This window comes from Methanohalophilus sp. RSK (genome assembly GCF_003722075.1).
Classification (GTDB): Archaea; Halobacteriota; Methanosarcinia; order Methanosarcinales; family Methanosarcinaceae; genus Methanohalophilus.
This window is the reverse complement of sequence record NZ_RDSK01000009.1, coordinates 161307-186191: the sequence shown is the minus strand read 5'-3', so window position 1 is coordinate 186191 and position 24885 is coordinate 161307. Positions and strand designations below refer to the sequence as shown.

General features: G+C 39.2%; 20 protein-coding genes. 4 read left to right on the top strand and 16 right to left on the bottom strand.

Annotation, left to right across the window (positions count from 1 at the left end; all coding sequences use genetic code 11):
* Window positions 1-38: 38 nt before the first annotated feature.
* The 4 genes from EFE42_RS03915 to EFE42_RS03900 are packed head-to-tail and all read right to left on the bottom strand — an operon-like array spanning window position 39 to window position 5278.
* Window positions 39-2849, bottom strand: coding sequence for a PAS domain S-box protein (locus EFE42_RS03915; protein ID WP_158599187.1), 2811 nt, complete (start codon window positions 2847-2849; stop codon window positions 39-41).
* Window positions 2850-2905: 56 nt separating this feature from the next.
* On the bottom strand, window positions 2906-3718 hold the full coding sequence (locus EFE42_RS03910; RefSeq protein ID WP_123136005.1) for a metal ABC transporter permease: 813 nt from the start codon (window positions 3716-3718) through the stop codon (window positions 2906-2908).
* Between the two features lie 11 nt (window positions 3719-3729).
* Window positions 3730-4497 carry a metal ABC transporter ATP-binding protein gene (locus EFE42_RS03905; RefSeq protein ID WP_123136004.1) on the bottom strand — a complete coding sequence of 256 codons (768 nt, stop codon included), beginning with the start codon at window positions 4495-4497 and terminating at the stop codon, window positions 3730-3732.
* Window positions 4481-5278, bottom strand: a complete 798-nt coding sequence (locus EFE42_RS03900) for a metal ABC transporter solute-binding protein, Zn/Mn family (protein ID WP_233564708.1) — start codon at window positions 5276-5278, stop codon at window positions 4481-4483. The genes EFE42_RS03905 and EFE42_RS03900 overlap by 17 nt, the downstream gene beginning before the upstream one ends.
* A gap of 326 nt (window positions 5279-5604) precedes the next feature.
* Between EFE42_RS03900 and budA the strand changes: the two genes are divergently transcribed.
* A complete protein-coding gene (gene budA / locus EFE42_RS03895; protein ID WP_123136002.1) occupies window positions 5605-6402 on the top strand; it encodes an acetolactate decarboxylase in 798 nt (265 codons plus the stop codon).
* A gap of 227 nt (window positions 6403-6629) precedes the next feature.
* On the opposite strand, the gene EFE42_RS03890 is transcribed toward budA, so the two are convergent.
* The 8 genes from EFE42_RS03890 to EFE42_RS03855 form a co-directional block, all read right to left on the bottom strand.
* Window positions 6630-6818: a hypothetical protein gene (locus tag EFE42_RS03890; protein ID WP_123136001.1), complete on the bottom strand. Its 189-nt coding sequence runs from the start codon at window positions 6816-6818 to the stop codon at window positions 6630-6632.
* Between the two features lie 178 nt (window positions 6819-6996).
* On the bottom strand, window positions 6997-8511 hold the full coding sequence (locus EFE42_RS03885; RefSeq protein ID WP_123136000.1) for a type I restriction-modification system subunit M: 1515 nt from the start codon (window positions 8509-8511) through the stop codon (window positions 6997-6999).
* Entirely contained in the window at window positions 8505-9650 is a 1146-nt protein-coding gene (locus EFE42_RS03880; protein WP_123135999.1) for a restriction endonuclease subunit S, read from the bottom strand. Before EFE42_RS03880 ends, EFE42_RS03885 begins: the two co-directional genes overlap by 7 nt.
* Window positions 9647-10021 carry a hypothetical protein gene (locus tag EFE42_RS03875; RefSeq protein WP_123135998.1) on the bottom strand — a complete coding sequence of 125 codons (375 nt, stop codon included), beginning with the start codon at window positions 10019-10021 and terminating at the stop codon, window positions 9647-9649. Before EFE42_RS03875 ends, EFE42_RS03880 begins: the two co-directional genes overlap by 4 nt.
* A 183-nt stretch (window positions 10022-10204) precedes the next feature.
* Window positions 10205-11137 carry a transglutaminase-like domain-containing protein gene (locus EFE42_RS03870; protein WP_158599186.1) on the bottom strand — a complete coding sequence of 311 codons (933 nt, stop codon included), beginning with the start codon at window positions 11135-11137 and terminating at the stop codon, window positions 10205-10207.
* Between the two features lie 42 nt (window positions 11138-11179).
* On the bottom strand, window positions 11180-11569 hold the full coding sequence (locus tag EFE42_RS03865) for a hypothetical protein (RefSeq protein WP_148039247.1): 390 nt from the start codon (window positions 11567-11569) through the stop codon (window positions 11180-11182).
* An 85-nt stretch (window positions 11570-11654) separates the two neighbouring features.
* Window positions 11655-14402, bottom strand: a complete 2748-nt coding sequence (locus EFE42_RS03860) for a DEAD/DEAH box helicase family protein (protein WP_123135995.1) — start codon at window positions 14400-14402, stop codon at window positions 11655-11657.
* Window positions 14403-14466: 64 nt separating this feature from the next.
* Window positions 14467-17091 (bottom strand): hypothetical protein, encoded by a 2625-nt coding sequence (locus tag EFE42_RS03855; RefSeq protein WP_123135994.1) that lies wholly within the window; start codon window positions 17089-17091, stop codon window positions 14467-14469.
* Window positions 17092-17544: 453 nt separating this feature from the next.
* Between EFE42_RS03855 and EFE42_RS03850 the strand changes: the two genes are divergently transcribed.
* Window positions 17545-18702, top strand: coding sequence for an LL-diaminopimelate aminotransferase (locus EFE42_RS03850; RefSeq protein WP_123135993.1), 1158 nt, complete (start codon window positions 17545-17547; stop codon window positions 18700-18702).
* On the opposite strand, the gene aroC is transcribed toward EFE42_RS03850, so the two are convergent.
* Together aroC and EFE42_RS03840 are read right to left on the bottom strand one after the other, a co-directional pair.
* Entirely contained in the window at window positions 18699-19829 is a 1131-nt protein-coding gene (gene aroC, locus EFE42_RS03845; protein WP_123135992.1) for a chorismate synthase, read from the bottom strand. The two genes, EFE42_RS03850 and aroC, sit on opposite strands and share 4 nt — an antisense overlap.
* A 38-nt stretch (window positions 19830-19867) precedes the next feature.
* Window positions 19868-20749 carry a cation diffusion facilitator family transporter gene (locus EFE42_RS03840; RefSeq protein WP_123135991.1) on the bottom strand — a complete coding sequence of 294 codons (882 nt, stop codon included), beginning with the start codon at window positions 20747-20749 and terminating at the stop codon, window positions 19868-19870.
* A gap of 90 nt (window positions 20750-20839) precedes the next feature.
* Here EFE42_RS03840 and EFE42_RS03835 point away from each other — a divergent pair, with 90 nt between their 5' ends.
* Window positions 20840-21607: an AAA family ATPase gene (locus tag EFE42_RS03835; RefSeq protein ID WP_123135990.1), complete on the top strand. Its 768-nt coding sequence runs from the start codon at window positions 20840-20842 to the stop codon at window positions 21605-21607.
* Here the strand turns inward: EFE42_RS03835 and EFE42_RS03830 are convergent.
* Window positions 21604-22920, bottom strand: coding sequence for a tripartite tricarboxylate transporter permease (locus EFE42_RS03830; RefSeq protein WP_199724078.1), 1317 nt, complete (start codon window positions 22918-22920; stop codon window positions 21604-21606). The genes EFE42_RS03835 and EFE42_RS03830 overlap by 4 nt on opposite strands.
* Window positions 22921-23050: 130 nt before the next feature.
* On the opposite strand from EFE42_RS03830, the gene EFE42_RS03825 reads away from it, so the two are divergent.
* Complete coding sequence (locus EFE42_RS03825) at window positions 23051-23968, top strand: TIGR00269 family protein (protein ID WP_123135988.1); 918 nt, start codon at window positions 23051-23053, stop codon at window positions 23966-23968.
* Here the strand turns inward: EFE42_RS03825 and EFE42_RS03820 are convergent, their stop codons facing one another.
* A complete protein-coding gene (locus tag EFE42_RS03820; RefSeq protein WP_123135987.1) occupies window positions 23969-24877 on the bottom strand; it encodes a hypothetical protein in 909 nt (302 codons plus the stop codon).
* Between the last annotated feature and the right edge of the window lie 8 nt (window positions 24878-24885).

The following is a 24885-nucleotide window of genomic DNA, read 5'->3' as shown; positions in this document are numbered from 1 at the left end:
TATCAAATAAAAGTAGCTGTTCTGAGAACTGTAATTCTTTATTTTTCGGCTACGGGAAGTTTAATATGCACTTCTGTTCCTTTTCCTTTACCTTCACTTTCCACCCAGATTTCTCCATTGTGTGCCTCTACTATGGTCTTGGCTATATAGAGGCCAAGCCCGGTGCCGCCATATTTACGTTTCTGTGACGAATCTATCTGATAAAATCTCTGGAATAAATTGTCTATCATATCTTTCGGTATGCCGATTCCCGTATCTTTGATATTTATATGTATGTATTCATCTTCTTTGTTTGCAAAGATAGTAATTGAACCGCCCTTTGGAGTGAATTTGATAGAATTATCTATTATATTGGTAAACATATCAGTAAGTTTGTCCCGATCTCCTTTTATTGAAGGAAGGTCCGGTTCGATTTTCTTAATCATTTCCAGATTTTTCACTTCTGTCTGGATCTGCAGGTCCTCTATAATCTGATCTGTCAGTTCGGATATATTCAAGGTTTCAAAATCATACTGAACAGTGCCTGCCTGTGTGCGACTGAGGTATAGCAATGAATCCACAAGTCTCTGCAACCTTTTTGTATTACGCATCACGGTTTCTTCTGCATGTTTCTGTTCTTCTCCCAGTTCACCGAGGCTGCCGTCATTTAGAAGTTCTGTATAACCTATGATCGATGTTAGAGGTGTTTTCAATTCATGACTCACATTTGAAAGGAATTCATCTTTCATTTTATCCAGTGACTTCAATTCCTCATTTGCCTTTGCCAGGTCTTCTGCATATTTCCTGAGCTCTTCTTCGGCCTTTTTACGTTCGGTAATATCACGGGCCACAATCAGGATTGTAGGTTTATCATTATATTCTATCACACGGGCACTGATTTCCACAGGAATTGTAGTGTCATCCTTGTGTCTGTATGTAGCCTCAAAGATGGCATGCCCCTTTTCTTTGACCTCTTTGATCCTTTGGGGTATCTCTTCCATAGAAAGGCCAGTGTTTATGTTCTTTGTCTTCATGCGGAGCAATTCATCCCTGCTGTAACCCGTGGTTTCACAGGCCGCCTTATTAACTTCCATGATGTTGCCTTTAAGGTCATGCACAAAGATTGCATCATTGGTGCTGGCAAAAATTGTGCGGAACTTATCTTCTGATTTTTCAAGTTCCTTTTCAGTTTTGCGGCGCTGTACGATTCTCCACATTCCCTGCATGAGGAGGGTAAGCTGTCTTACATCAGAACTGTCATAATTTTCATTCTTATTCCCCACGCCGGCAAGGGCTACAATCTTGCCCTGCTCAAAAATGGGTACATCCATATGGCGAATCAGTTCCACATGTTCCTTTGGGTATCCGCCCTTCCTGGGATGTGGTTTTTTGTAATCATTATTTATAAATGGCCGCCTTTGTCGTATACTTTCTCCCCAGAGTCCCACATCTTCGATCTTGTATTCTATCTTCTTGTCCTTAATTTTACAACGATTCATCGGGGTGTCGGACCAGGATTTCAGTTGTATGCTACCTATGTCTTCATCCACAAATGCAAGATAGCCAATCTTGCTTTCTGTAAGTCGCACTCCTTCAGCTCGTGCAAAATCGATGAGTTCTTCCAGGGAGGCTTCTGTCATATGGTTAAGCTTTACAAGGGTTTCCAGGCGCGATTCATCCAGGTGGAGGGCTTCTTCGGCTTTCATGCGGTCACTGATATCTTCAACAATCCCGACCCCTCCCAGCAACTCGCCATCTTCTGATATGTATGGGCTGTAGTCTGCTTTTATGGGTGTTGCCTTTTTGCCTGTGGTGGAATGATACTTTCCCTCATAATGACCGGAGCGTCTCTGGAATACAGCTTTTACGGCTTCATACATCTTTTTGTCTTTTAAGTCTTTGAGTATGTTGAAACCGATTATTTGGTCTCTGGTCACCTCGAGTATTTGCATTATATTCTCATTGCAGTGGGTTACCACCCCATTTTCATCGAAATGGAATATTCCCAGGGGTGAATTCTCAAAGATCAATCTGTATTTCTTTTCAGATTCTCGCATGGCCTCTTCGGCCAATTTACGTTCTGTGATATCAATTATGATGCCCTGGTAGTACGAAGGTTCCCCAACTTCACTCCTCCCGAGGAATGATCTCTCAATCACCCAGCGCACTTCTCCGGATTTGGTAAGAATGCGGTATTCCTTGGAAAAAAAGATTTTGCCTTCAATTTCAATTTTGTTGACCTCGCTGCGTACCATGTCAAGGTCCTCTGGGAAGATCATGTCTCCATAAATAAGTTTGCCGGAAGTGAAATCTTCGGGGGTATAACCAAACTGGGATATGTTTCCGGATACGAATTCCACGGGCCAGTCTTTCTCTGCGGTCCACAGGAAAGCCACGACAGGACTGTTTTTATAGATTTCTTCGAGTTTCCTGTCCGAACGGAGTCTTTTACGTAAGGTTTTCTGGCTTATCTTCTGCTCGCTAACGCTTTCTACAGTACAGATCATCCCGTCATAATTTCCTTTCCTGTTGAGCAAAGGTATCAATCTGCCTGTCTGGAAACTTAAGTTGCCGCTCTTTGTAACGATTGGCATGGTTTTGTAGGGAATGGGTTTCAGAGAATCTCTCGCTCTCAGGAACATTTCCCTGAAATGGGCTTCATCACCAACGCTGTGGCGGGAAGCAGACATATATGGTTCCAGTTTTTTGCCCACCACTTCTTTGCTTTTGATGCCGGTGATTTCTTCCATTCCCTTGTCAAAGTAGATGAAAACTTCGTCCTTGTCAACGGCCCATGTGCCTTTGCAAATAGTGTCAAGTATTCTTTCCAGAAGATTTTGCATAGTAGTACCCTTTGTTATCTCGCCCATAAAAAGATTACAATAATTGATATCTGGCTGATTCAATTAATATTTTATCATTAATTTCATGCTGTTTTTTTATTTTTTCCCTTGAATGGGAAATGCAGCATATAACCGGCTGCCATTGTTAGTATAATCGTGGCTCCGGAAGGTACATTTAAGTAGTAGGATAAAAACAGGCCTGTAAAAGTAAATACCGTGCCGAATATAACGGCAAGCATCATCATCCTGTCAAGTCTGTCTGTAAACTCACGGCTCAATGATGCCGGTATTGTTAACAGGGCGATCACAAGGATCAATCCTACAACTTTGAACATGACTATTATAGTAAGGGCTATCAGGCAAAGCATGTACAGACTCAGCTTTTCAACCGGTAGTCCTGAGACCTGTGCAAACTCTTCATCAAAACTTATGGCCATGAATTCTTTGTAGAGTAGATAGACACTTGCAATGATCAGGGTATCAATTAATATCATCAAATAGAGGTCATTTATAGGAACTGTCAGTATATTACCAAAAAGGTAGCTCATAAGATCCGGTGCATATCCCGGTGTAAGGCCTATGAATAAGACTCCCAGTGCCATACCTACAGACCACAGTATTCCGATTGCTGTATCTTCGGCTATATTGGTACGTCTGTTGACAAGACCTATTACCAGTGCAGAAAGCAGGCTGAAGGGCAGGACACTGAAAAGGGGATTCATTCCCAGGTAATAACCCAGGCCAATTCCTCCGAAAGAGGCATGTGCGATCCCTCCGCTTATGAAAACGATTTTCCTGACAACCACATATACCCCGATAATCCCGCACGCTATGCTGGCCAGCAGGCCTGCAACGATAGCATTTTGCATGAATGTGTATTGTAAGATATCCAGCATGTTCAATCTCCTTAATGGGCTTTCAATATCCTGTGGGGTACACCATGTGCTATCATTTCTACGGGGCACTTATAGGCTTCTTCCAGGTCTTCTGGTTTCAATTCTTTAGTACCATGGTAGTAGAGTTTCTGGTTCAGGCAAGCCACTTTGTCTACATAAACAGAAATCGCACTTATATCATGGGTGACCATAATGATTGTTACACGGGATTTGAGTTCTTCAAGTATTTCATAGAACTCTTTTTGCATAGTTGTATCTATTCCGGCCACAGGTTCATCGAGAAGTAACAGTTTTGGCTCCGATGCGAGCGCCCGGGCTATGAAAACCCTTTGCCTCTGCCCACCGGAAAGTTTGGCAATATGACGATCCCTGTATTCATACATTTTGACCTTTTCTAGGGCTTCTTTCACTACTTTCCTGTCATTGGGATTGTATTTCCTGAAAAGGGATGTCTTTCCAATACGTCCCATCATAACAACTTCCCATACATTGATCGGAAAATCCAATCTTGATGCACTGTGCTGGGGTACATAACCTACAATATTCCTCCCTTCCTTCGGTTTTTTACCGAATATACGCACATCGCCCCTGTCTGGTTCTATCAGGCCGAGAATTACTTTTAATAAAGTACTTTTTCCTCCTCCGTTAGGTCCAATGATTCCCAGGAATGTTCCTTCCTGCACGTCAAGATTTATTTCTTTGAGGGCGGGTACATCGTGGTAGTACGACCACACATTTTTTATTTCCACTGCATGCTGGTGGTTATTTAAGTCCTTCACGGAAAGCCTCTGTTACTTTATACATATTGTCTGTATAATTGCGGGCAAGGGGATCCACTTTCACAACTTTGCCATCAATTTCTTCTGCAACGGCTTCTGCACTCTGTGTACTGAATTGGGACTGCACAAAGATAACAGTTATGTTTTCCTGCTTTGCAAAAGTTATGATCTTGCTGAGCTGTCTGGCACTTGCTTCCTTCCCTTCGGTTTCGATGGGTACCATATTAAGGTCGTATCTTTCTGCAAAGTATCCCCATGCAGGATGATAGACCATGAAACTATTCTCTGACTTATTTTCAAGTGTTTCCTGGATCTCCATGTCAAGCGATTTAAGTTCCCCGATGTAGGAATCCCGGTTTTGTGTGTATGTTTCTTCGTTGGATGGATCGACTTCAATCAGGGCTTTGTATATGTTATCGACCATTATAATTGCATTATTGGGGTCATTCCATACATGAGGGTCCATTCCTTCTCCCATGGGCCTCAGGTCGATGCCTTTGGAAGAATTCACGAGTAAGATATCTTCATTTATGCCCTTTATTTTTTTCAGCCATACTTTTTCAAAAGGTAATCCGGAACCAACTTTAACGTATATTTCCGCTTTGCTGAGTTCTTTCAGCTTACCTGAAGTTGGTTCATAGGTTGCAGGACTTGCACCCGGGGGGATCATCACAATTGTTTTAACATGCTCTCCCCCTACCTTTTCCACAAACTCGGCCTGGGGAAGTATGCTTACAACAACGGTTGTTTTTTCCTGCCGGTCTGAATTGTTTTCTTCCATACAACCGGAAGTGGCAATTATGACTATTATTAGTAGAAGGAAAAACGCATTTTTGGCATTCGGCCAAAAATAATCATTTCCATATATCTTTCTCATACTCATTCTCTCATTTGATATAGTTTACATATAAACATTTTCGTTTTTCCACTCGTATGATGTGTTTCAGGTTTAAATCATTTGGGCATTTTTGGTACTACTCAAAACTGAATTTGTAAATTGCTATGGATGCACCGCCACATTCATGGTTGCAATATTCGGGAAAATAACTATCAATACCATTTAAACACAAAAAAAATATTAATATATTGGTTGTTATACTCTTTACTATGATTGATAATGTCTGGCGCATTGCCCTGTTGAGCATTCTGCTATTCCTTGCTTTTTCAGGTTGCACCGCAACAACAGATGAAACTTCCGTCTCCAACAATGATGTTCTTTTCCAGATATCTACAATTGATTCTTTAATTGCCGGTTCCTATGATGGGGCTATGCCGGTTTGCGACCTTAAAGAACAGGGTGATCTGGGCCTGGGTACCTTTGACCGCCTGGATGGTGAAATGATCGTTATGGACGGTGAAGTTTACCAGGCAAAAGCAGATGGACATATTTATCAGGTAAACGATACGACTACCACTCCTTTTGCTGCAGTGACTTTTTTCGAAGCAGATGATACTATTACAATTGGATCAGGTACAGATTATGCGTCTCTCCAATCCACCATTAAAGAAACGGTTCCCGGCCCAAATCTCATGTATGCATTGAGAATCGAAGGGGAATTTGAAAACATAAGTATACGAAGCGTACCTGCGCAAAATAAACCCTATCGCCCTCTACTTGATGTGGTGGCAGAAGAGGAAGCTGTGTATCATCATGAAAATATAAATGGTACAATGGTTGGTTTCCTGCTTCCTTATTATATTGAAAATATCAATGTGCCGGGTTATCATTTCCACTTCATAGATGCAAACAAAACAATCGGTGGACATGTGCTTGCATGTAATCTGACCTCTGGTTCAGTTGAGGTGGATTATACATATGATTTCACCCTGTCCATTCCTGAATCTTCGTCTTTATCTGAAACATTACCCGGGGATAAAGATGCCCTTGAAGCCATTGAGCAATAAGTGACCTTTTTTCTTTTTTACGGGCTTGCCTCTAAAGTGCCCCACTTTATAGTCAAAACGCCTACTTTATAGTCAGAACACCTATTTTATGGTCAAAACACTAACTCGGAAAACGTTTGCTGGTTATATTAGATACGAAAATCAGAAATGATGTACAATTGCAATATCAAAAACTCAAACTATTAGAATTAAAGAGACTGTCGGAAAAGTGGTAAAATCGAAACATTTCAAGCAATGACTGAAAGTAAAACGCTATGCTGGGTTGCACTGTATTTAATGGATATGTCATAATTTTCTTGAATATGGGCTTTTCCGACAATCTCTGTTAGTTCGATTCCATCATCTTTAGTGGAATTGTTATGTTCCTTTTTCTCATTCCATCTAATGAGTTTATGTGCATTCTCAATTTTCTCCATAAATCATCATTCCTATACATTGTTGATACCTCCAATTTTCAACAAATTCTCATGAATTTTATATTGTTACAATCCAATAGACCTCAATTTCTAAAGGACTGCATATTGATACCAAGATTAATTGGATCGTTCGACCTCAATCCAAAAATCCCATAAAAATGGAGGCCGAAAGCCTCCATCATTTATCTGCAACACATTCGCCTAACTTCTCCTGTACCTCCTTCATTTTTGACAAAATGTCATCTTCATTGGATTGTAGCCTGTTATAGAGTACTTCGGGTGGTTCGTATTCGATTTCCTCATATTCAATTTCCTTGTACTTGGAAATACTTAGATCGTAATCGTTTTCCCGAATCTCATCTGCAGGCACAAAGAAACATTTCCCTGTACGGTCAGAAAAGTCCTGATTTTCCCTGTCATGGAACTTTTCGATGATGTCGGGAATGTCACCCTTCCCATCGATGAAAGTCCGCTTATCGTCCAATGTGAAGCCATCTGCTTCCATATTGTAGAACCAGACTTTTTCGGTTGGTTCACCTTTGGTGAAGACAAGGATTCCTGTCGATACACCTGCATATGGTTTGAACACTCCCGATGGCATTGAAATAACTCCACTCAAACTGCATTCGTCTACTATCCTCTCACGAATTTTTTTATGGGCATTGCTACTGCCAAATAATACACCATCGGGAACGATTACAGCACATCTACCACCTGTCTGTAATAGGTCACACATTAAGTCCAGATACAACAATTCAGTTTTTGTCGTAGTAATACTGAATTTGCCTTTGATTTCTTCCTTGTTGATGCTCCCTTTGAAGGGTGGATTTGCAAGGACAAGTGTGTATTTTCCTTTCTCTTTTTCACATTCCACTAGGCTGTTTCTGTGGGTTATATGTGGATTTCTGATTCCATGCATCATCAGATTCATCATTGCAATGCGTACCATTGTCTGATCGATATCTGAGCCATAGAATGTATCATTGAGCAGGGTTTCGTAATCTTCTTTGCTTAATTGATCCCCGACAAAATTATGCTTAAATCCCTGTCCATCGGTCTCAATGAACTTGTCAGATGTATGTTCTTTCAGGATATGCATCATTGCAGAGACAATGAAACCTGCAGTACCACATGCAGGATCACAGATCATATCTCCAACTTTTGGTTGTGTCAATGCTGCCATCAATTTCCGAATATGGTTTGGTGTCCTGAACTGGCCATTCTTTCCTGAAGTTCTGAGCTCACTCAGGATATACTCATAGATGTCGCCCTGTGCATCCCTGTTCTGTTCGGTGATATGAAGGTCATTGATAATCTTTACAGATTCGGATAACAATGAACCTGAAGTTATTACGAAAACCGCATCATCCATGTACTTTGAATATAGGGATTTTTTCCCATCGATTGTTTTCAGGAATGGGAAAACTTCATTCCGTACATGTTCAAGCATTTTATTGGACTCATATTTCGTCCAAACAGACCATTTGCAATCTTCATTTCCCGCAAAAATAGAGTTATAGATCTCGTTTCTTAGTCGGGCATTGTTCTTGTTCTTGTTATCTTCATCTTCCAACCTTTTCATGAAGATCAGGTAGGATATCTGTTCTATGGCTGTCAGGGGATTGGAGATTCCGTTACTCCAGAATCGGTCCCAAAGTTTGTTTATATTGGATTTCATCTCAGGACTTAGCATACAAGTTCACCTCTGAAGGCTTTATCAAGGAAAGAATTGAACATTTCATCCATTGTCTCGGCAGATTTTAACTGACTGGATTTCATGTCTTCAACGGACTGTACAAAATCAGCGAATTGTTGTTGTAGGTGCACGGGTGGGAGGGGTATTTGGAGTTCTTTAACTTGCTTGGAATTTATGTGTGGTTGACCTGCTCGTCTTGACAACATTAATAGTATTTTTTGATAATACTGAGAATATAATAGTTGTACTAAGTAAAATTCATTCAGTTTATTACTATTTGGATTCAAAATGAGATCATATCCTGCATATGCAGAACTATATTTTTCACCAACCAGTGCACAATCACCTGTGTTTACACCACTTCGAACAATTAAAATATCATTTTGGTCTAGCTTACATTTTTCAATTTTGTGTGATTCTGATTCGGGAATATATTTCATATTTTTTTCTAATATCCGACCTTTCTTAATGTTAGTAGCTCTGATAAATGGAATTCCACTTTCAGAGAAGGTAGGTGGGCTACTTGTTCCATATCTAACATTTTCAATACATTCTTTTAACAAAATTGTAACCCATCCTTTTGGATTTTTCTTAGGATCTCCAAACATCTCCAGAAATACACTCTGAATCAATTGATCGGAAATACCAAGTGTTTCTTTACGCAGGTGTTGAAGTTCTTCCATGGAATCGAGGATATCAATTATCTTTCGCTGAGTATCAACAGGGGGGACAGGAATTTTAAATCCTTTTAAATCTTTGGGATATACGTGTGGTTGGCCACCGCCTTTCTGTAAATTATAAATTTCATTTTGACGAGATTTTAACATTTTATAAACAAAACTTGGTAGTAAGTCTCCGCAATTGATTGGTTTAATTGTACTACAATCTGATGCAAAAATTGGCTGGATAAAATAATTTACATAGCCTGCATATGCACCTGAAGCACTTACTGTAATCGTTTCCCCATTTCTATTGGATTTATCATGGAAGTAAGCAGGTTCCTTTCCACCAGCAACTACGGGAATGTCTCCTTCGCCGATTTTCTTTTTAGTGATACTGCTCCCTTTGCGAATTTCACATACCTCGTCAAGTTGCTTCCACTCCCATCCATCAGGTAGGTTTCTATCAGTTTTCATATATCGTTCCTCATGAATTTTTCAGAAATAGCAACAGAATCCTCTTTCATCTGTCCAATTAATGACGATCTCCGTTCCATACCTTCGTTAATGGCATCCTGGAGATCTCTCAGAAATTCAGCAGAGATATTTTCAATCACAGCATGACTTTCCCCATGATCTGTAGTCACATACCATGAAAAAAGATCCTTATCTGGAATGTATTCAAATACATTTTTTCCTGCAACAAATTGATGCATCGGATTGTTAATTTCAAAAAGAATCAACTCCCGCATGTATGCAGACTGCGATAATCCCTTCTTATCACAGATATATTTGAACTTGGAAAAATCATCCTGTCGTAGCTTTGTAGCCAGGGTTTTGTATTCCATACATGGGAATACGCAGTAATAGTATATAAATTAATTAGGTAAACCAATGTTTACCCTATTTTTCTAATTTTTACCAAATTTCTGTTTTAAAATCAACTTAGTATGATTTTCTCGATGTATATCGTAATTAGCAATGTTTAGTTTATGCTAAAACATGAAATAAACCGCATGATCCAAAAATCATCATAAAAATAAATGCTTTTCTTCATCCAAATTATAAACGAGATGTTTTGGTTTGTTTTCAGTAATGTTAACAGGTAATTGATACTTGAAAAACGGAAGATGCGGATTCATCAATGTAAAGGTATAGTTCCCTGTCCCCAGCTTAAAAGTAGAAATCCCTGACTTATTGAAAGATTGCTTTCTGGTTGCAATTATCGGTTTGTCATATTTTCCACCTTTTGTGTCCTTCAAATAGTGATTGTAAACGTAGAGATCGTATTTATCAACGGGTTTACCATTTTCATGAATTTCTACATAAACATCTGAACGATTGATATATTGGTCTGATACATCTATCCAGTTGCTATTTTCATCGATGACTTCTATGTAACATAGGTCTCTGTTCCAGTGTTTTGCAAACTCAAACCTAGCAGTTCCAATTACACGATTACATGACGGATCCACAACAATCCAATTTCCATTTTCATTTTTGTATTCTGCCCAACAATGATCACCTGCAGGACTATGAATAAATCTGGCTTCTGCTCCATTATGCCTCATTAATTCGACAAAAACTCTTGAATATTCTTCACAATTAGCAGTCCCGAAATGAATTATCCATGGAACAGGAGCATCTCGCCAAAATAACTTAATCTCCTCGATACTTCCAGAATAGTTGTATAAGCCAAATTCCTGCAACTTACTATCTTTATCAAAATTATTATACGGATTATAAAAATGACGTGATTCCCATGACATTATTGATATAGCCATTTCATTTGGGTCACTAGAATTACCAATAACCATTGAAGATGTTTCATCCATCACAGTTTCACCATATACATAATCGAAAAATACAAGACTCGTCTTCGGTAATAAAAATATGGTTAAAAGAATTATCAAGGATATTGCTATTGTTTTTTTGTTGAATGCCTGTGTAAAACTATATTTCATATTGTTAAACACAGACTTGAGGTCGAAGTTCATGGAAATCAATTATTTACTGGAATCATCGTCATTTGCGTGTTTTCCATTATTTATTTTCATTCTTAGAACATACAAAAATTCAATTAATGTAATCCCAAATGTAAAGAAAATTCCAATAGACAGATAATTAATGGTACTCTGTAATTTGGTTATACTTTGATTAAGTACAGTAATTTTTTCATTGGCAATAGTAAGTTCATTTTTTATGTTCGTAATATATTTGTTAGAAATATTCGTGGACCCGTTTTCATATAATTCTTCATACTGCTCTTTGTAGTATGCTGTTTCATTTTGAGATTCTTCGAATAGGACTTTATAGCTTTCACTGGTTGAATCATCAACTGTTTGAGTTTCAGTGGGAGAATCGTCCTCTGGTGGATCTGCTGCACATATTGGCAACGATATAATTAACATCAAAACAAAAAATAAAGATAAGATTGATTTCACCTGATATGACATAATAATCCCTCTTTTATACCCATTTTCAGTACATCTGAATTCTAGAAAAGTTATCAACAATTTCTTTCAGTTCATTTACGTCATCGAAAATATCAAGCGGACGGTATTGTGCAATTGGATCATGACTGAAATCTGAAAGTTCAATATATTTGTTCATAATGAACTGACTCAGAGCAACGTTCAACAAGCGTTTCTGTTCTGTGGAATAATCATGTCCATCAAGAACCTTGGCTTCAAACTCTGCCTTGATAACTTCTTCAGGAGTGTCATCAAAATCGATTTCCAGAATATCCCGCAGGAATTGAAGGTAATCAATCTCACGTAGCCATTGGATACGATCTATAGTAAGTCTCCTGTCAAGGTCTTCAAGCAATGATTCTAGTTCTTTTAGTTCAGCGGAAGTAACTCCCGTACCCTGGCGAATTTTATCTGCAATAGGATTGTTATCCAGTAAATTGCCTATATCAGGATCATCCTTTATTTCAAACTCAATGTCCTTTTCCATTAAGATGTGGTCAGGTGCATCGATTTGATACTTTTTGCCTCGTTCGGGTTCATAATATTTCACAAGTGGAGCAAATTCACGTACAATCTGATCAACTCTAGCAAAAGTAAGGTCATCCCAGAACTTGTCCTGTAACATTGATAATATCAGGGACTTATTGTTCTTGACTTCCTGGAGATTATCCTTCTGAAGTATATTGGTTGCATATATTTCGAAGTAGTTCTTTAACTCCTTGATTGCTTCCCCATCTTCATTCAAGATGTGTATATACAACTCTTCAATTTCGAGGATGAAACGCATTATATTGGGATCATTTCCACTATTGTACATTATCAGTGGTACAATTTCATTATTCAGATCGTTGATGTATTGAGAAAGTTCAAACGGGCTGGAATTCTTAATCTTTTCAATCGCTGGTAGTTTTTTCCTGATTATATGGGAATTAGTATCAAGACTATTGACCGTCTCGATTATATGTGCCCCAATAACCTCCTGTTGTTCCTCATTGAGATCCTTGGTCAATAGAGTCACTCTTTTAATGAATATCTGTTCAGGCAGACCAATACGTTTTCGTTCTTCATCTTCGGACTGGCCTCCAAGATGATATTCAACATTTGAATGATCGCCAACTTTGAAATCCAGAATGAAAAAATTGTTCTTTTCTCTGTTTGGTACCCACTCAAGATGATTACATGATTCCTGATTACGTGTTCCCCTGCCAAACATCTGCCAGAAACGTACACTTGAACGAACTGGTTTTATGAAAACAAGATTACAGATTTCAGGGATATCTACACCCGTGTCAAGCACACCAACAGAAAGAGCAATCCTTGGATCTGATTTTGTCTTAAACCTCCCGACTTCATCTTCATAACGATACTTATCGGAAGTGATTACCTCAACATATCTTCCTATTTTAGGTACCACTTCGTCAAACATTTTCTTCATATGGTCAGCATGATCAATACTTGAACAGAAAAATATTGTTTTACATGGCAGACCGTCGTCGGATTTATAGCATGTATCCAGGAAAGTTTGAATAATGATCTTATTGGTTTCATTATCCATGAAAACAACATCAAATTCGTTCCCTTCAAATTTCAAATCATCGGGATTTTCTTCCTGTCTTCGAAGTTGATCTTTGAGTTCTTCTGATAACCCACTACCATCAATACCTTTTGTCAATACTTCTGTTTCCACTACCTTTGTGCTGTAGGGTACTAGAACACCATCATAAACCGCATCTTCATAAGGATATTCTGCAGTAGGTACACCAATATCACATCCAAACAGTTGATATGTATTCTTGGATTCATTTGATTTTGGTGTAGCAGTAAGACCCAGTTTCATCGAGTCGAAGTATCCCATTACAACATTATTTTTGTCATAATAGGATCGGTGAGCTTCGTCATATATAATAAGATCAAAAAATCCAGGACTGAACTTCTGATACATCCTGAAATCAGCATCATCTGGCTTTGTCATAAGTGTTTGAACGGTGGAAGTGTATAATCTGGATGAGTTGGTAAATCCATTCCGTAGATCCGCTATCGGTTCCTTAAAGAATTTCTGGAATCCCTGTGTATTTGCCTGCGTTACCAGTACTGAACGATCTGCCACAAACAAAATATTCTGAACATATCTGGACTGGATGAGACCATCACATCCTGCCATTGCCACTCTTGTTTTACCAGTTCCAGTAGCCATCTGTATAAGAGCAGAACGATATCCATTTGAAAAATGCTGATTTAGGATTTTTACAATATCAACACTTTTCTTTCTGTCGACTATTTTCGGGTTGACGCCATATTGAACGGTGTCCTTTTGTTCAAGATATAACCGCAATCTTCTCCAGAGATCATCCTGACTGAATGGACCGCTTACTTCACGTTCATACCCATTATGGTCTATAAATCTCCACTCTAAACCATTGGTCAGAAAAATTGGTATGGGTCTGTTAGTCTGTGCCTCAATATCTTTGGCATAAGTTCGTGCCTGAATTCTGCCTTTATCTGGGTCTTTGGAATATTTCTTTGCTTCGATAATAGCAAGTGGTGAGTTATCGTCTGCCAGAAGAAGATAGTCAATGAATTTATCGCCTTTTTTGTAAGTACCATCATCCAATACATAGGTGTAATTTTTGAAATCAGACTGAACTGTGTTTACTTCTGTGCGGATGTATTTAGATATAGGCAACCACCATTTTTCCAACTCAGAATCTATCAATTTTAGACGTGTTGCTTCTTCACTATAATTTGTGGCATTCATTAAAAATAATTACCGTTTGGGAGATATATATAACTATTGAATTGATTTTCGATTGTAAGACATATTACTGTGAATACCAATCATTAATCATCCCTACGCCTTTGATAACTGTCGTAAATCGTTTTGACAAAACTACTGGTCTTTGTGTTTTTGCTTTTCTTTTGAGGGAAGGTGTTTCTGCATAATACTTCTTAATGACATCTGTAAAAATTTGTGATACCTGATCTTCTTCAAGATGTTCTTTATACAAATCTATAGCCAAGGAATATAAAGAAGCATTACCGATTTCATTTTCAATCTGATTCATTAAATCATTTTTAAATTTGTTTTTACTCAGTAGTTTTATTTCCTCATCGTTTAAGTCATCGTTCTCTTGTTGGATTAATTCAAGTATACTTTTCTCATTAACAAAATCAAATAAATTAATGTCTTTTTCTAATGAACTAATTGCCATTTGTTCTTCTGTGGAGACATAACCAGAAGCGAGTTTTGTAATATATTCAGCAATGTCTAATTCTTCAATTTTAATATTGTTTGGAAGGTTTTCACCATCAAGAACACCAAAGCTATAATTGGAAGGGGATATGCGCTGGATAATTAGACCACTCTTAAATTCCTCTTCTGAATCTATTTCATTAAACATTGAACCCAAGTCACTAAAAAATTCGGATTTGAATTCGAGAAATGATTTGCCTTTTGGTAAAATTCCAATGCGCGTACTATCTGAGAATTTGACAAAATCATACACTGCATTTACTTTATAGTTGTTTTTAATTAGTTCTATTTCATTAGGAGTCTTTTTTTCCCATTTCTTATTTTTATCAGGACTAGAAGTTCGTATGGATAATTCGTCTACATATTTGAGTAGTCTGCCTTCCTTTGATTTGCCCATTATGATATATGCACCAAATACTTGGGAATCAATTGCTTTATCAACTGTTCCAATTTTAATTTTACTAAACGTTTTTTTAATAATATTATTGATTGTTTTGTAATTATCTATTTGAGACAGTTTATCTTCAATTTCGCTAGATAGTGTTTTGATATATTCCATCATCAAAGAAGCAAGACTATCTTCCCAAGTCCCTTTTTTTAATTGTTCCTTTAGAAATTTAAAATCATTACGATTGCGATCCATTAGATGTTTTTTAATTAGTTCGATGTCATCCATTAAATCCTTAAGATATACAATAGATTGTCCATCTTGTTCCTTCATTTTATCAAGATATGATCTAATGATTGCTGTTGATTCATCATTACCAGAGCATTTACAAGCAATTTCACGCAACATGATATCATCATGGAACTTTAATGATATCGATGCCCGAACAAAAGCATTTGATAATGTTCCCAAATCAGCATTTTTTGGCAATGTTTCCTTTCCTAACCGATAAGATAACCTTATTACTTTTGTTTCAAATATATCATCTGTGTGATTTGCTGCTTCACCTATTACAAAATCTAAATCTGGTATTTTTTGTACACTAATTCCATTTTTCTGTAAGAACTCTTTGTAGGAATTTAGGTATGACAAAAGCCTACTTGCACTAAATAGAATTTCATTGATTTGTGATAAATCAAAACTATCTAGTGTTTTTAAAATTGTTATAACATCTTTATTTTTATATCGTCCTAATTTGGTAGTGTGTAAACGATTATTATGTAACAATATATCCGATAATTGAACCAATTCTTGATTACTTTCTTTTATTTCTCTAAATATACTGGATGTATCAATTCCATTATGTTCTTGATATAATAACATAATGACCTTACTGGATACTTTTTGATTATCTTGTTTCAATCCATATGATATTTTTTCAGATATAATTTGTTCATAATCACGAATTTTATTGTTTTGTGCGAATATAATAGAATCTGGTTTGTGGAGGATTCCATTTAGTTTCTCAATATCATTTGTTATGCCATAATATTCCACAGCCGATATGAATAAATCTACTTGATATTTATAATCCGCTTTATTTTGCATAAAATTATATGCACTATCTACAAATGGAACAAAATCCCCTACGGTTTGAAATACACCTTTTGTCACTTGTTTTATAGATGAAACTTTGTTTTTTAATTGACCATCTTCTTGAATAGGGGGTCTATTTTTGATTTCTGGTAATTTTAATTGCTGTAAATCATTTGTGTGATTATAAAATTCATCCAAATTAGATTCGAATTTATTTTTTAATTGATTATAAATATGAAATTGATAAAGAAGCGCACTTATTACAGATAAATTTAATAATAGTAGTATAACAGGTATCTCAAGTGGTATAATGGGTATCTTAATAACTAAGTTTAAATCAGGATACACAAGTATTAAAAATGTCAACAATAATATAACAAAATACAATACAGTTAATACTTTATTACTTTCTTCCAGTGCAGACTTGACTGAAAAGGACAACTTTTCCACTGTTTTACCCAACATTTCTAGATTGGATCTTGTGGAACCCAACTTGTTGTTATAAACTGCTTGTATATGATTTCGTTCATCATTTAGCCATTTTACATCTTCAGATACTTTTTCATCTACATCATTTATAGATTGTTTAATTAAATCCATTAAAGATTTGTACTCATATTCAATCTCTTTTTTATGTTCATCAACATGTGTTTTAAATTCATCAGCTTTTGATCTTACTGATTCAATGGATGTTAGTTGATCATTTTTCATAAATATTCACTATTAATTTGAGATAATATTAATTAATATCTAATGTAATAATATAATACACGATATAAATTTATTGTGCCACTACTCCCGCACCCATCTAGACTAAACATAATGTTATTTGACATATTTAGAGTCAAAATGCGACTTTATAGTCAATAAACCAAGCGTAGCAAATGGATTTTCACCATGTGCCCTAACACAGAATCCGACTTCCGTATTTAAACAAATCGATAATTGTTAACATTTTTCACCAATCTGTACGTATCTATTGCTATCGAAAATATTACTTTATAGTCAAAGGGTGTACTTTATGGTCAAATAGCCGAGTTTGTGGTCAAGTGGACTTTAGAGGCAAACCCCTTTTTTACCACCCATGATTCTTAAATAGCTTCATTACAATATGACTACCGATACTGATATATCGAAATTTTTGATTGTAATTCAGGTGAAGCAATGTACTCAGACAGAATAAATGCACTACCACCGTATTTGTTTGCAACGATAGATGAAGCCAAAGCCAGGGTCAAGGAAAAAGGTGTGGATGTAATAGACCTTGGTGTGGGTGACCCTGATCAACCTACTCATCAGCATATCGTCGATTCCATGTGCGAGGCAGTCCGCGACCCCTCAACCCACAGGTACCCATCCTATTCTGGCATGCCGGATTTCAGGGAGGCAGCAGCCCGTTGGTGTAAGGAGACAAAGGGAATTGACATCGATCCGGCCACTGAAGCCCTCACAATGATCGGTTCCAAGGAAGGTGTAGCACACATCCCTCTTGCTTTCCTCAATCCGGGAGATGTAGCCCTTGTGCCTGATCCCGCATACCCGGTGTACAAGATAGGCACCCAATTTGCAGGTGGGGTACCTCATATTATGCCTCTGCTTGAGGAAAATAATTTCCTTCCGGATCTGGATTCGATTCCAAAGGATGTACTTGAGAAAACCAAACTCATGTTCATGAATTACCCCAACAATCCGACTTCAGCCACGGCAAGCCTCAAGTTCTTTGAAGAGGTTGTGGATTTTGCCCGGGAAAATGATGTTGTGATCGTCCATGATAATGCATATTCTGACATGGTGTATGACGGTTACAAGGCTCCCAGTTTCCTGAGTGTTGATGGTGCGATGGATGTTGGTGTTGAATTCTATTCCCTTTCCAAAACTTACAATATGACAGGCTGGAGGATTGCCTTTGCCGTGGGTAACAAAGATCTAATCACCGGTTTTGGAAAGGTCAAGTCCAATATAGACTCAGGCGCATTCGAGGCGGTCCAGAAGGCAGGAATTACTGCACTGGACAGTTCCCAGCAGTGTGTCACAGATATGAATAATGTCTACAAAGAAAGGCGGGATGCGCTCCTGAAAGGGCTTGATGCAATGGGTCTTGATGTGAATCCACCAAAGGCCACCTTCTACGTATGGGCTCGGGTTCCTGAGAAATACAGTTCAATTGACTTTTCTTCCCTCCTGCTTGAAGAACCCGGAATTGTCGCAACTCCGGGTGTAGGCTTTGGCGACTATGGTGAAGGCTATATCAGGTTTGCTCTTACCCAGACAGTTGAACGTATAGAAGAAGCCGTAGGAAGAATGGAAAAACTGGATTTTTAATCCTTTCCTTTCTTTTTCTTTTCTTTTTCATTTTCAGGCAGTATGCTATCCGGATCTATGCGGCCGCTCTGTATCATATGATCGGCCAGTACAATTGCCATCATGGCTTCGGCGACAGGTACCATTCTCGGCGGGATAGTCGGATCATGTCGCCCCTTAATTTCTATAATTTCTTCTTTTTTTGTCAACATATCTGCCGTATGCTGGGGTAATGAGATTGATGGGGTGGGTTTTACAGCACAGCGGCAAACTATTGGCATGCCTGTGGTAAGTCCTCCGAGCACCCCGCCTGCGTTGTTGGTAAGAGGCTTTATTGTTTCATTGTCAACTTCAAAGGCATCGTTCATCTCACTGCCCCTCATTCGGGCTGCCTTGAATCCTGCACCAAATTCAATCCCCTTGACTGCACCGATACCCATCATTGCAGCCGCAATATCTGCATCGATCTTATTGAATACCGGTTCACCAAGTCCTGCAGGTACACCTGTGGTAAGGATTTCCACGATTCCTCCGGTGCTTTCTCCGCGGCTGCGCATTTTCTCAACCATCTCAAGCATTTTTGTTGCAGCTGAAGGGTCTGCGCAGCGTACAGGATTTTTTTCGATTGCAGTTTTGATATCCGGCTCGATATTTTCTGCCCGGATTCCTCCGAGTTCGATTACATGTGCAACTACTTCGATACCGAATGCTACAAGTAATTTTTTTGCAATTGCGCCGGCTGCTACCCTGCCAAGGGTCTCACGGCCCGACGAGCGTCCTCCTCCCCTGTGGTCTCTGTGGCCGTATTTTTCCATATAGCCAAAATCCGCATGACCGGGTCTGGGTTTATTGCGTAATTTGTCATAGGAACTGGAATTTGCATCCTTGTTGTAAACTATCAGTGATATCGGGGTGCCTGTTGTAATACCTTCAAAAACTCCCGACAGAATTTCGACCCGATCCTTTTCTTTGCGGGGTGTTGCAGCGGCACTTTGCCCCGGTCGGCGGCGATCCAGTTCCTTCTGTATATCTGCTTCATCAAGGGGCAACCCCGCAGGCGTCCCGTCAACAACTGCTCCCAGGGCTTTTCCATGGGATTCTCCCCAGGTGGTTATCCTGAATGAATGGCCAAACGTGTTTCCTGCCATGCTAATATGTTACACACTCCGTTATTTATCAATTTGCTTCAATCCTGCTTTTCATGTGGCTCCATGTGTACAACCACATCCTTTACACCCTCTATACAATGTTTGATTTTATCGCCCACCTGATGGGATATGTCATGTGCCTGATCAACCGGCATTTTTGGGTCCACCTCTATATGCAGATCGATATAGTATTCTCCTTTTGTTCCTCTTGTGCGTATCCGGTGGCATTCCATGACCCCCTCTACTTCAAAAGCGATGTTACATACTGTATCCTCATCAAGTCTTGATTCGTCACATAGGGTTTTGCTGTTGCTTTTGAGTATATTTATAGCCGCACGTATTATGAACAGGGAAATAATGACAGCTATTACCGGATCGATAAGAGGGTATCCACCTTTTACAGCAAGCAGGCCTGCGATGACTGATACCGATACGTAGATATCACTTCTCGTATGCATGGAATCTGCAATCAGGATGTCACTTTTCAGTTTATCCCCTTCCCTTTTTTCGTATATTGTTACAAAGAGGTTGATTGCAATGGTAAGTAGCATTACAACAAAACTTAAAAAGGTGATTTCAGGAGTGGATGGTGAGAAAAAACGATCAACTGATTTGGAGATTATTTGCACCGCCACTATGAACAGCAATACTGCAATAAAAACCGAAGCCAAGGATTCATATTTTTGGTGTCCGTAAGGATGCTTGCGGTCAGGCGGCCTTGCTGCGATTTGGATTCCGAGAATACCTATTATGTTCGAAATACCATCAAAAAGGGAATGATAACCGTCGGATTCCATACTTAAGGTGTTAGTAAAACCACCATAGCCGATTTTAGCAAAGGATACTATCAGGTTAAGTACAAGTATCTTAACAAGTATCGATCTTATTATCCGGTATTTATCTGTAGGGGAATCCATCATAATAATTTAAATCCTGTTTGTTATATTTAGATACTACTTTAATGAAGGTGTATATTGGCTTTCCGTTATTTCGTTAACAGGGTGACTAAGATGTTCAAAGTTGCGATTACAGGCAAAGGCGGTGTGGGAAAAACCACCATTTCAGGTACAATTGCACGTTTGCTTGCCAGAGACGGGTATGATGTACTGGCAATAGATGCGGACCCGGACATGAATCTGGCTTCCTCACTGGGTATAACCGCTCCTCCCAAACCATTGACCGAATACAGGGAAATGATCGAGGAGCGTGCGGGGCAGACAGGTGGCATGTTCAAATACAATCCTAAAGTGGATGATGTAGTTGAGAAATACGGGGCAGTGGGTCCGGATAATGTAAAAATGCTTGTCATGGGTACGGTGGAAAGAGGTGGAAGTGGCTGTATGTGCCCTGCATCAGCATTTTTGCGCGCCCTGCTGCGACATGTGGTACTCAAGGACAGCAGTGCTGTCATAATGGATATGGAAGCCGGCATAGAACATCTGGGTAGGGGGACCACAAAGGGTATTGATTTAATGCTGATTGTTGTTGAGCCGGGCAGACGTTCCATTGAAACCGCATCACGCATAAAGAAACTTTCTGACGAGATAGGTATCAGGCATATTGCTGCGGTTATTAACAAGAGCAATGAAGCCGACATGTCCGCTGTGCTGGAGGACATCGATGTCCCGGTAATTGGCGAGATTCCTTTTTCATCGGATTTTATAGAAGCCGATCTGCAGGGTCTGTCACCCATTGATCTGGGTGGGGATGCATTGGAATCTATCAAAAATGTCAGGGACAATATGGTGGATATGATCTCATCTTTTCATGATGATTAAATGAAGTAAAGGATCACAGGCAGCAAAATCACTCCCATAAGATGGCTCCTCCGGACTTTCATGAAAGGCGGAAGCATGCCTATTGTGGTGGCTGTCAAAAAGAGCAGTATTCCGAAAATCCCCGTGAAAAGGGCTACCATTATAGTGAGTCCGGCTATGACAGCAAAACAGAGTTTCCTGTATTCTATTCGCTTCAGGACATGATGGACATTGTTTCCAATAGTGATGGTGGATAGGTAGGATAGCAGGGCTGCTGCAACGATTGCTATCAGGAAAAGAATTATTGAGCGGCTATCAATGGTTGCAGTATCAAGCAAACGGTTGACTGCTACCATAGCACCGCTTCTTGTTTTACCGATCATCGCCAGGGCAAAAAGGCCAAAAATAGAGTTTGCTGTATTAACTCCGGATATGGATACTATAAACTCCTTTGAATCTTCCAGTTCATCTTCAATATCATCCCTGTCAATTTCTTTTGGAATAGTAAATCTTGCAACCACTGTGGCAATTGAAGCCGAGATCCCGGGCAGCCACGCAACAATCGAGCCAGCAAAACTGCCGGATATTATGCCACGTAATATTCTCTTTGCTGAAAGTTGCATGCGGGATATATTTTCAGAAGGGATGTGCGAGTCTGACATCAGGCTGATTGCTAGTTGGGAGGCACCGAATAATCCGCTCAAAATAGGTAACAGGACGGAAGTTTCACCAAATTTTAAGATTGGTGTTGCCAGGTATTCCATTTCAAATGCAAAATATCCCAGCAATCCGCTTAGTATAAAGAGACAAAGAGCATAACCTTTGTATCTAAATGAAGCAAGTGATCCCTGTCCTGTTACATATTCTCCTTTCTCGGTCAGGATAAGTATGGCTGATATGGCTATGAGTATCCAGGCCATATTTTCCTGTATGGTATCATAGGCGTTTGTGAAGAAAAATACCAGGGGATATGCCATTATCAGGGCGAAGGCAACAGAACCTGCACTTCCCAGGGCAGAAAGTCTGACAGCTTCAGCCCCATACCCATCCAGGAGCAACCTGTGGCCGGGCAGGACTGCAAGGGCCATGTCATCGTTGGGTGCGCCCAGAAAGATGGCAGGTATTATATCATGAAAAGTGTGAGATATGGAGTTGGATAATACAATTATTGCTACATAAAGAGGTTCGATTCCCTGATTCAAAAGAATGGGACTTAATCCTACCAGTATCAGGGCAAAATTGTTTGTATGGATGCCCGGGATAAGGCCGGAAACAATACCCAGCAGAAAGCCTGCCAGGATTGACAACAGTATCAGGGATATTTCAACTGTCATGATTGCCCGTTATTCATTCATAACAATATTTATATTTTTGTTTATGATAATATATTGTTCGTTTGCTATTTTTATTTGTATTCAATGTGTAACGTAAGTATTTATACGAGATCAAATTGAATGTGGTCACATGCCCGAAGAAAAAACCAGGTGTATGAAATGCAATCATGAAGCTATCATTTACCAGCCATATTCCGGTATGCACCTGTGCAAAAAACATTTTACAGAAGATGTAGAGCGCAAGGTCAAGCTTACGATTCGCAAGAAGTACAATATAGGTAAAAACGAAAAGATTGCAGTTGCCTTGAGTGGTGGTAAGGATAGCTGTGTGGCCCTGTATATTTTGAACAAGATTTTTGGCAAACGTAGGGACCTGGAACTGGTTGCAATTACAGTAGATGAAGGTATTTCTGTTTACAGGGAACGCTCAATAGGCTATGCCAAAAAGCTGACTTCTGAGATTGGTGTAAAGCATCTGATCTACAGTTTTGGTGATGAATACGATACCTCACTTGATGAACTGGCAGCAAAGGAAAGGGTACATGGTGCATGCAGTTATTGTGGTGTGCTGCGCAAATCCCTGGTGAACAGGATAGCTCTTGAGATCGGGGCAAAACGACTTGTGACGGGGCATAACCTTGATGATGAAGCCCAGACGATAATGATGAATCATCTGGGGGGTGATGTGGAGCGGATGATACGTCTTTCTCCACCAAGAGAACTCGAAGGGCTGGTCCTGCGTGCCAAACCCTTACGCAAGATCCCTGAAAATGAAGTGGAATTGTATGCAAAGGTCAATGATATTCCTGTAGATATAAGCCTGTGTCCTTACAAACATGAGGCCCTGCGTAACGAAGTAAGACTGATGCTTGATGATTTTGAGCAAAAACATCCTGGTACGAAATATTCACTCCAGAAGGGTTTTGATAAAATGATAGGAATACTTGCAAAGGAATTGCCTCAGGCGGAACTTAAAAAGTGCACAATTTGCGGACAGGCCTGTACTGCCGATGTCTGTCAGGCCTGCCGGCTTCTTGGCAAGACCTAATCAACGCTGAAATTTCAGATAGTCATCAATATCATAAAATTGTGTGCTTTTACCGCTTAAATACATCCTTGTCCACCACAGTACTGTCAGGGGCTGGATTACTGCAAAGGACAGGACAAAATCTGCAAAGGACCAGAATGTGCTGAGTATTTCTATGGAACTGAGGACTTCCCCTGCTACTCCTGTGAGTATTGACAGGCCAATCAGAATCAGCCAGAGGACGACTGTATCAAGTTTATTGTTCATGAAAAAGGAGAACCCTTCATCCAGGGCTTCCAGGGGTTCCAGTCCACCAACAACCAGTGCATATTCTGCAAAAGTAAAGATCAGTTTGACCACAATAGCATAGAATATCCAGACAAATATTCCAAAAACAAGGATTAATGTTCCCGAGAGTGCTTCTTCAGGGTTTTGTATCAATATGCTCAGATCCCCGATTGCCAGTATTCCGGGTACCATGAAGATTATTCCTGCGAGGATAATCAGCATTACTATGAACCTGGTAAGGAAGAGGTTGATCAGGTTCTTTTTTCCGGATGTAAACATCTCATTGATGCTGGTGGATCCGTCTTCAAGTGCTTTTTTTGCCATTCCTATGGCTCCGCCGTAAAAATAGGAACTTATCAGGGTGGATACTACAAAGGCTGTGATAAACAGGAGTATGAACAATCCCATATTATCATAAAAGGCAGCTGTGAGGACTCCAAATGCCATTTCAGGATTGATATTTGTGGGGTCTGTTGTAATATCCTGCATTGCAGGCATAACAAATATTATGACCGCAACCATGAAAGTAACAAACATTGCAAATATGCCTGTAAATATGTTCAAAAAGAAGGGGATGCAAATATTGAGATTGTGTGTCCAGGTCTGAAAACCTTTTCTCAGAACCGTATTTATATTTTCCATTAAATATT

Excerpts from the sequence above, each read along its gene's own strand:
- EFE42_RS03915 (WP_158599187.1), bottom strand. The coding sequence starts at position 2,849 with ATGGGCGAGATAACAAAGGGTACTACTATGCAAAATCTTCTGGAAAGA.
- EFE42_RS03910 (WP_123136005.1), bottom strand. The coding sequence starts at position 3,718 with ATGCTGGATATCTTACAATACACATTCATGCAAAATGCTATCGTTGCA.
- EFE42_RS03900 (WP_233564708.1), bottom strand. The coding sequence starts at position 5,278 with ATGGAAGAAAACAATTCAGACCGGCAGGAAAAAACAACCGTTGTTGTA.
- budA (WP_123136002.1), top strand. The coding sequence starts at position 5,605 with ATGATTGATAATGTCTGGCGCATTGCCCTGTTGAGCATTCTGCTATTC.
- EFE42_RS03890 (WP_123136001.1), bottom strand. The coding sequence starts at position 6,818 with ATGGAGAAAATTGAGAATGCACATAAACTCATTAGATGGAATGAGAAA.
- EFE42_RS03885 (WP_123136000.1), bottom strand. The coding sequence starts at position 8,511 with ATGCTAAGTCCTGAGATGAAATCCAATATAAACAAACTTTGGGACCGA.
- EFE42_RS03880 (WP_123135999.1), bottom strand. The coding sequence starts at position 9,650 with ATGAAAACTGATAGAAACCTACCTGATGGATGGGAGTGGAAGCAACTT.
- EFE42_RS03875 (WP_123135998.1), bottom strand. The coding sequence starts at position 10,021 with ATGGAATACAAAACCCTGGCTACAAAGCTACGACAGGATGATTTTTCC.
- EFE42_RS03870 (WP_158599186.1), bottom strand. The coding sequence starts at position 11,137 with ATGAAATATAGTTTTACACAGGCATTCAACAAAAAAACAATAGCAATA.
- EFE42_RS03860 (WP_123135995.1), bottom strand. The coding sequence starts at position 14,402 with ATGAATGCCACAAATTATAGTGAAGAAGCAACACGTCTAAAATTGATA.
- EFE42_RS03855 (WP_123135994.1), bottom strand. The coding sequence starts at position 17,091 with ATGAAAAATGATCAACTAACATCCATTGAATCAGTAAGATCAAAAGCT.
- EFE42_RS03850 (WP_123135993.1), top strand. The coding sequence starts at position 17,545 with ATGTACTCAGACAGAATAAATGCACTACCACCGTATTTGTTTGCAACG.
- aroC (WP_123135992.1), bottom strand. The coding sequence starts at position 19,829 with ATGGCAGGAAACACGTTTGGCCATTCATTCAGGATAACCACCTGGGGA.
- EFE42_RS03840 (WP_123135991.1), bottom strand. The coding sequence starts at position 20,749 with ATGATGGATTCCCCTACAGATAAATACCGGATAATAAGATCGATACTT.
- EFE42_RS03835 (WP_123135990.1), top strand. The coding sequence starts at position 20,840 with ATGTTCAAAGTTGCGATTACAGGCAAAGGCGGTGTGGGAAAAACCACC.
- EFE42_RS03830 (WP_199724078.1), bottom strand. The coding sequence starts at position 22,920 with ATGACAGTTGAAATATCCCTGATACTGTTGTCAATCCTGGCAGGCTTT.
- EFE42_RS03825 (WP_123135988.1), top strand. The coding sequence starts at position 23,051 with ATGCCCGAAGAAAAAACCAGGTGTATGAAATGCAATCATGAAGCTATC.
- EFE42_RS03820 (WP_123135987.1), bottom strand. The coding sequence starts at position 24,877 with ATGGAAAATATAAATACGGTTCTGAGAAAAGGTTTTCAGACCTGGACA.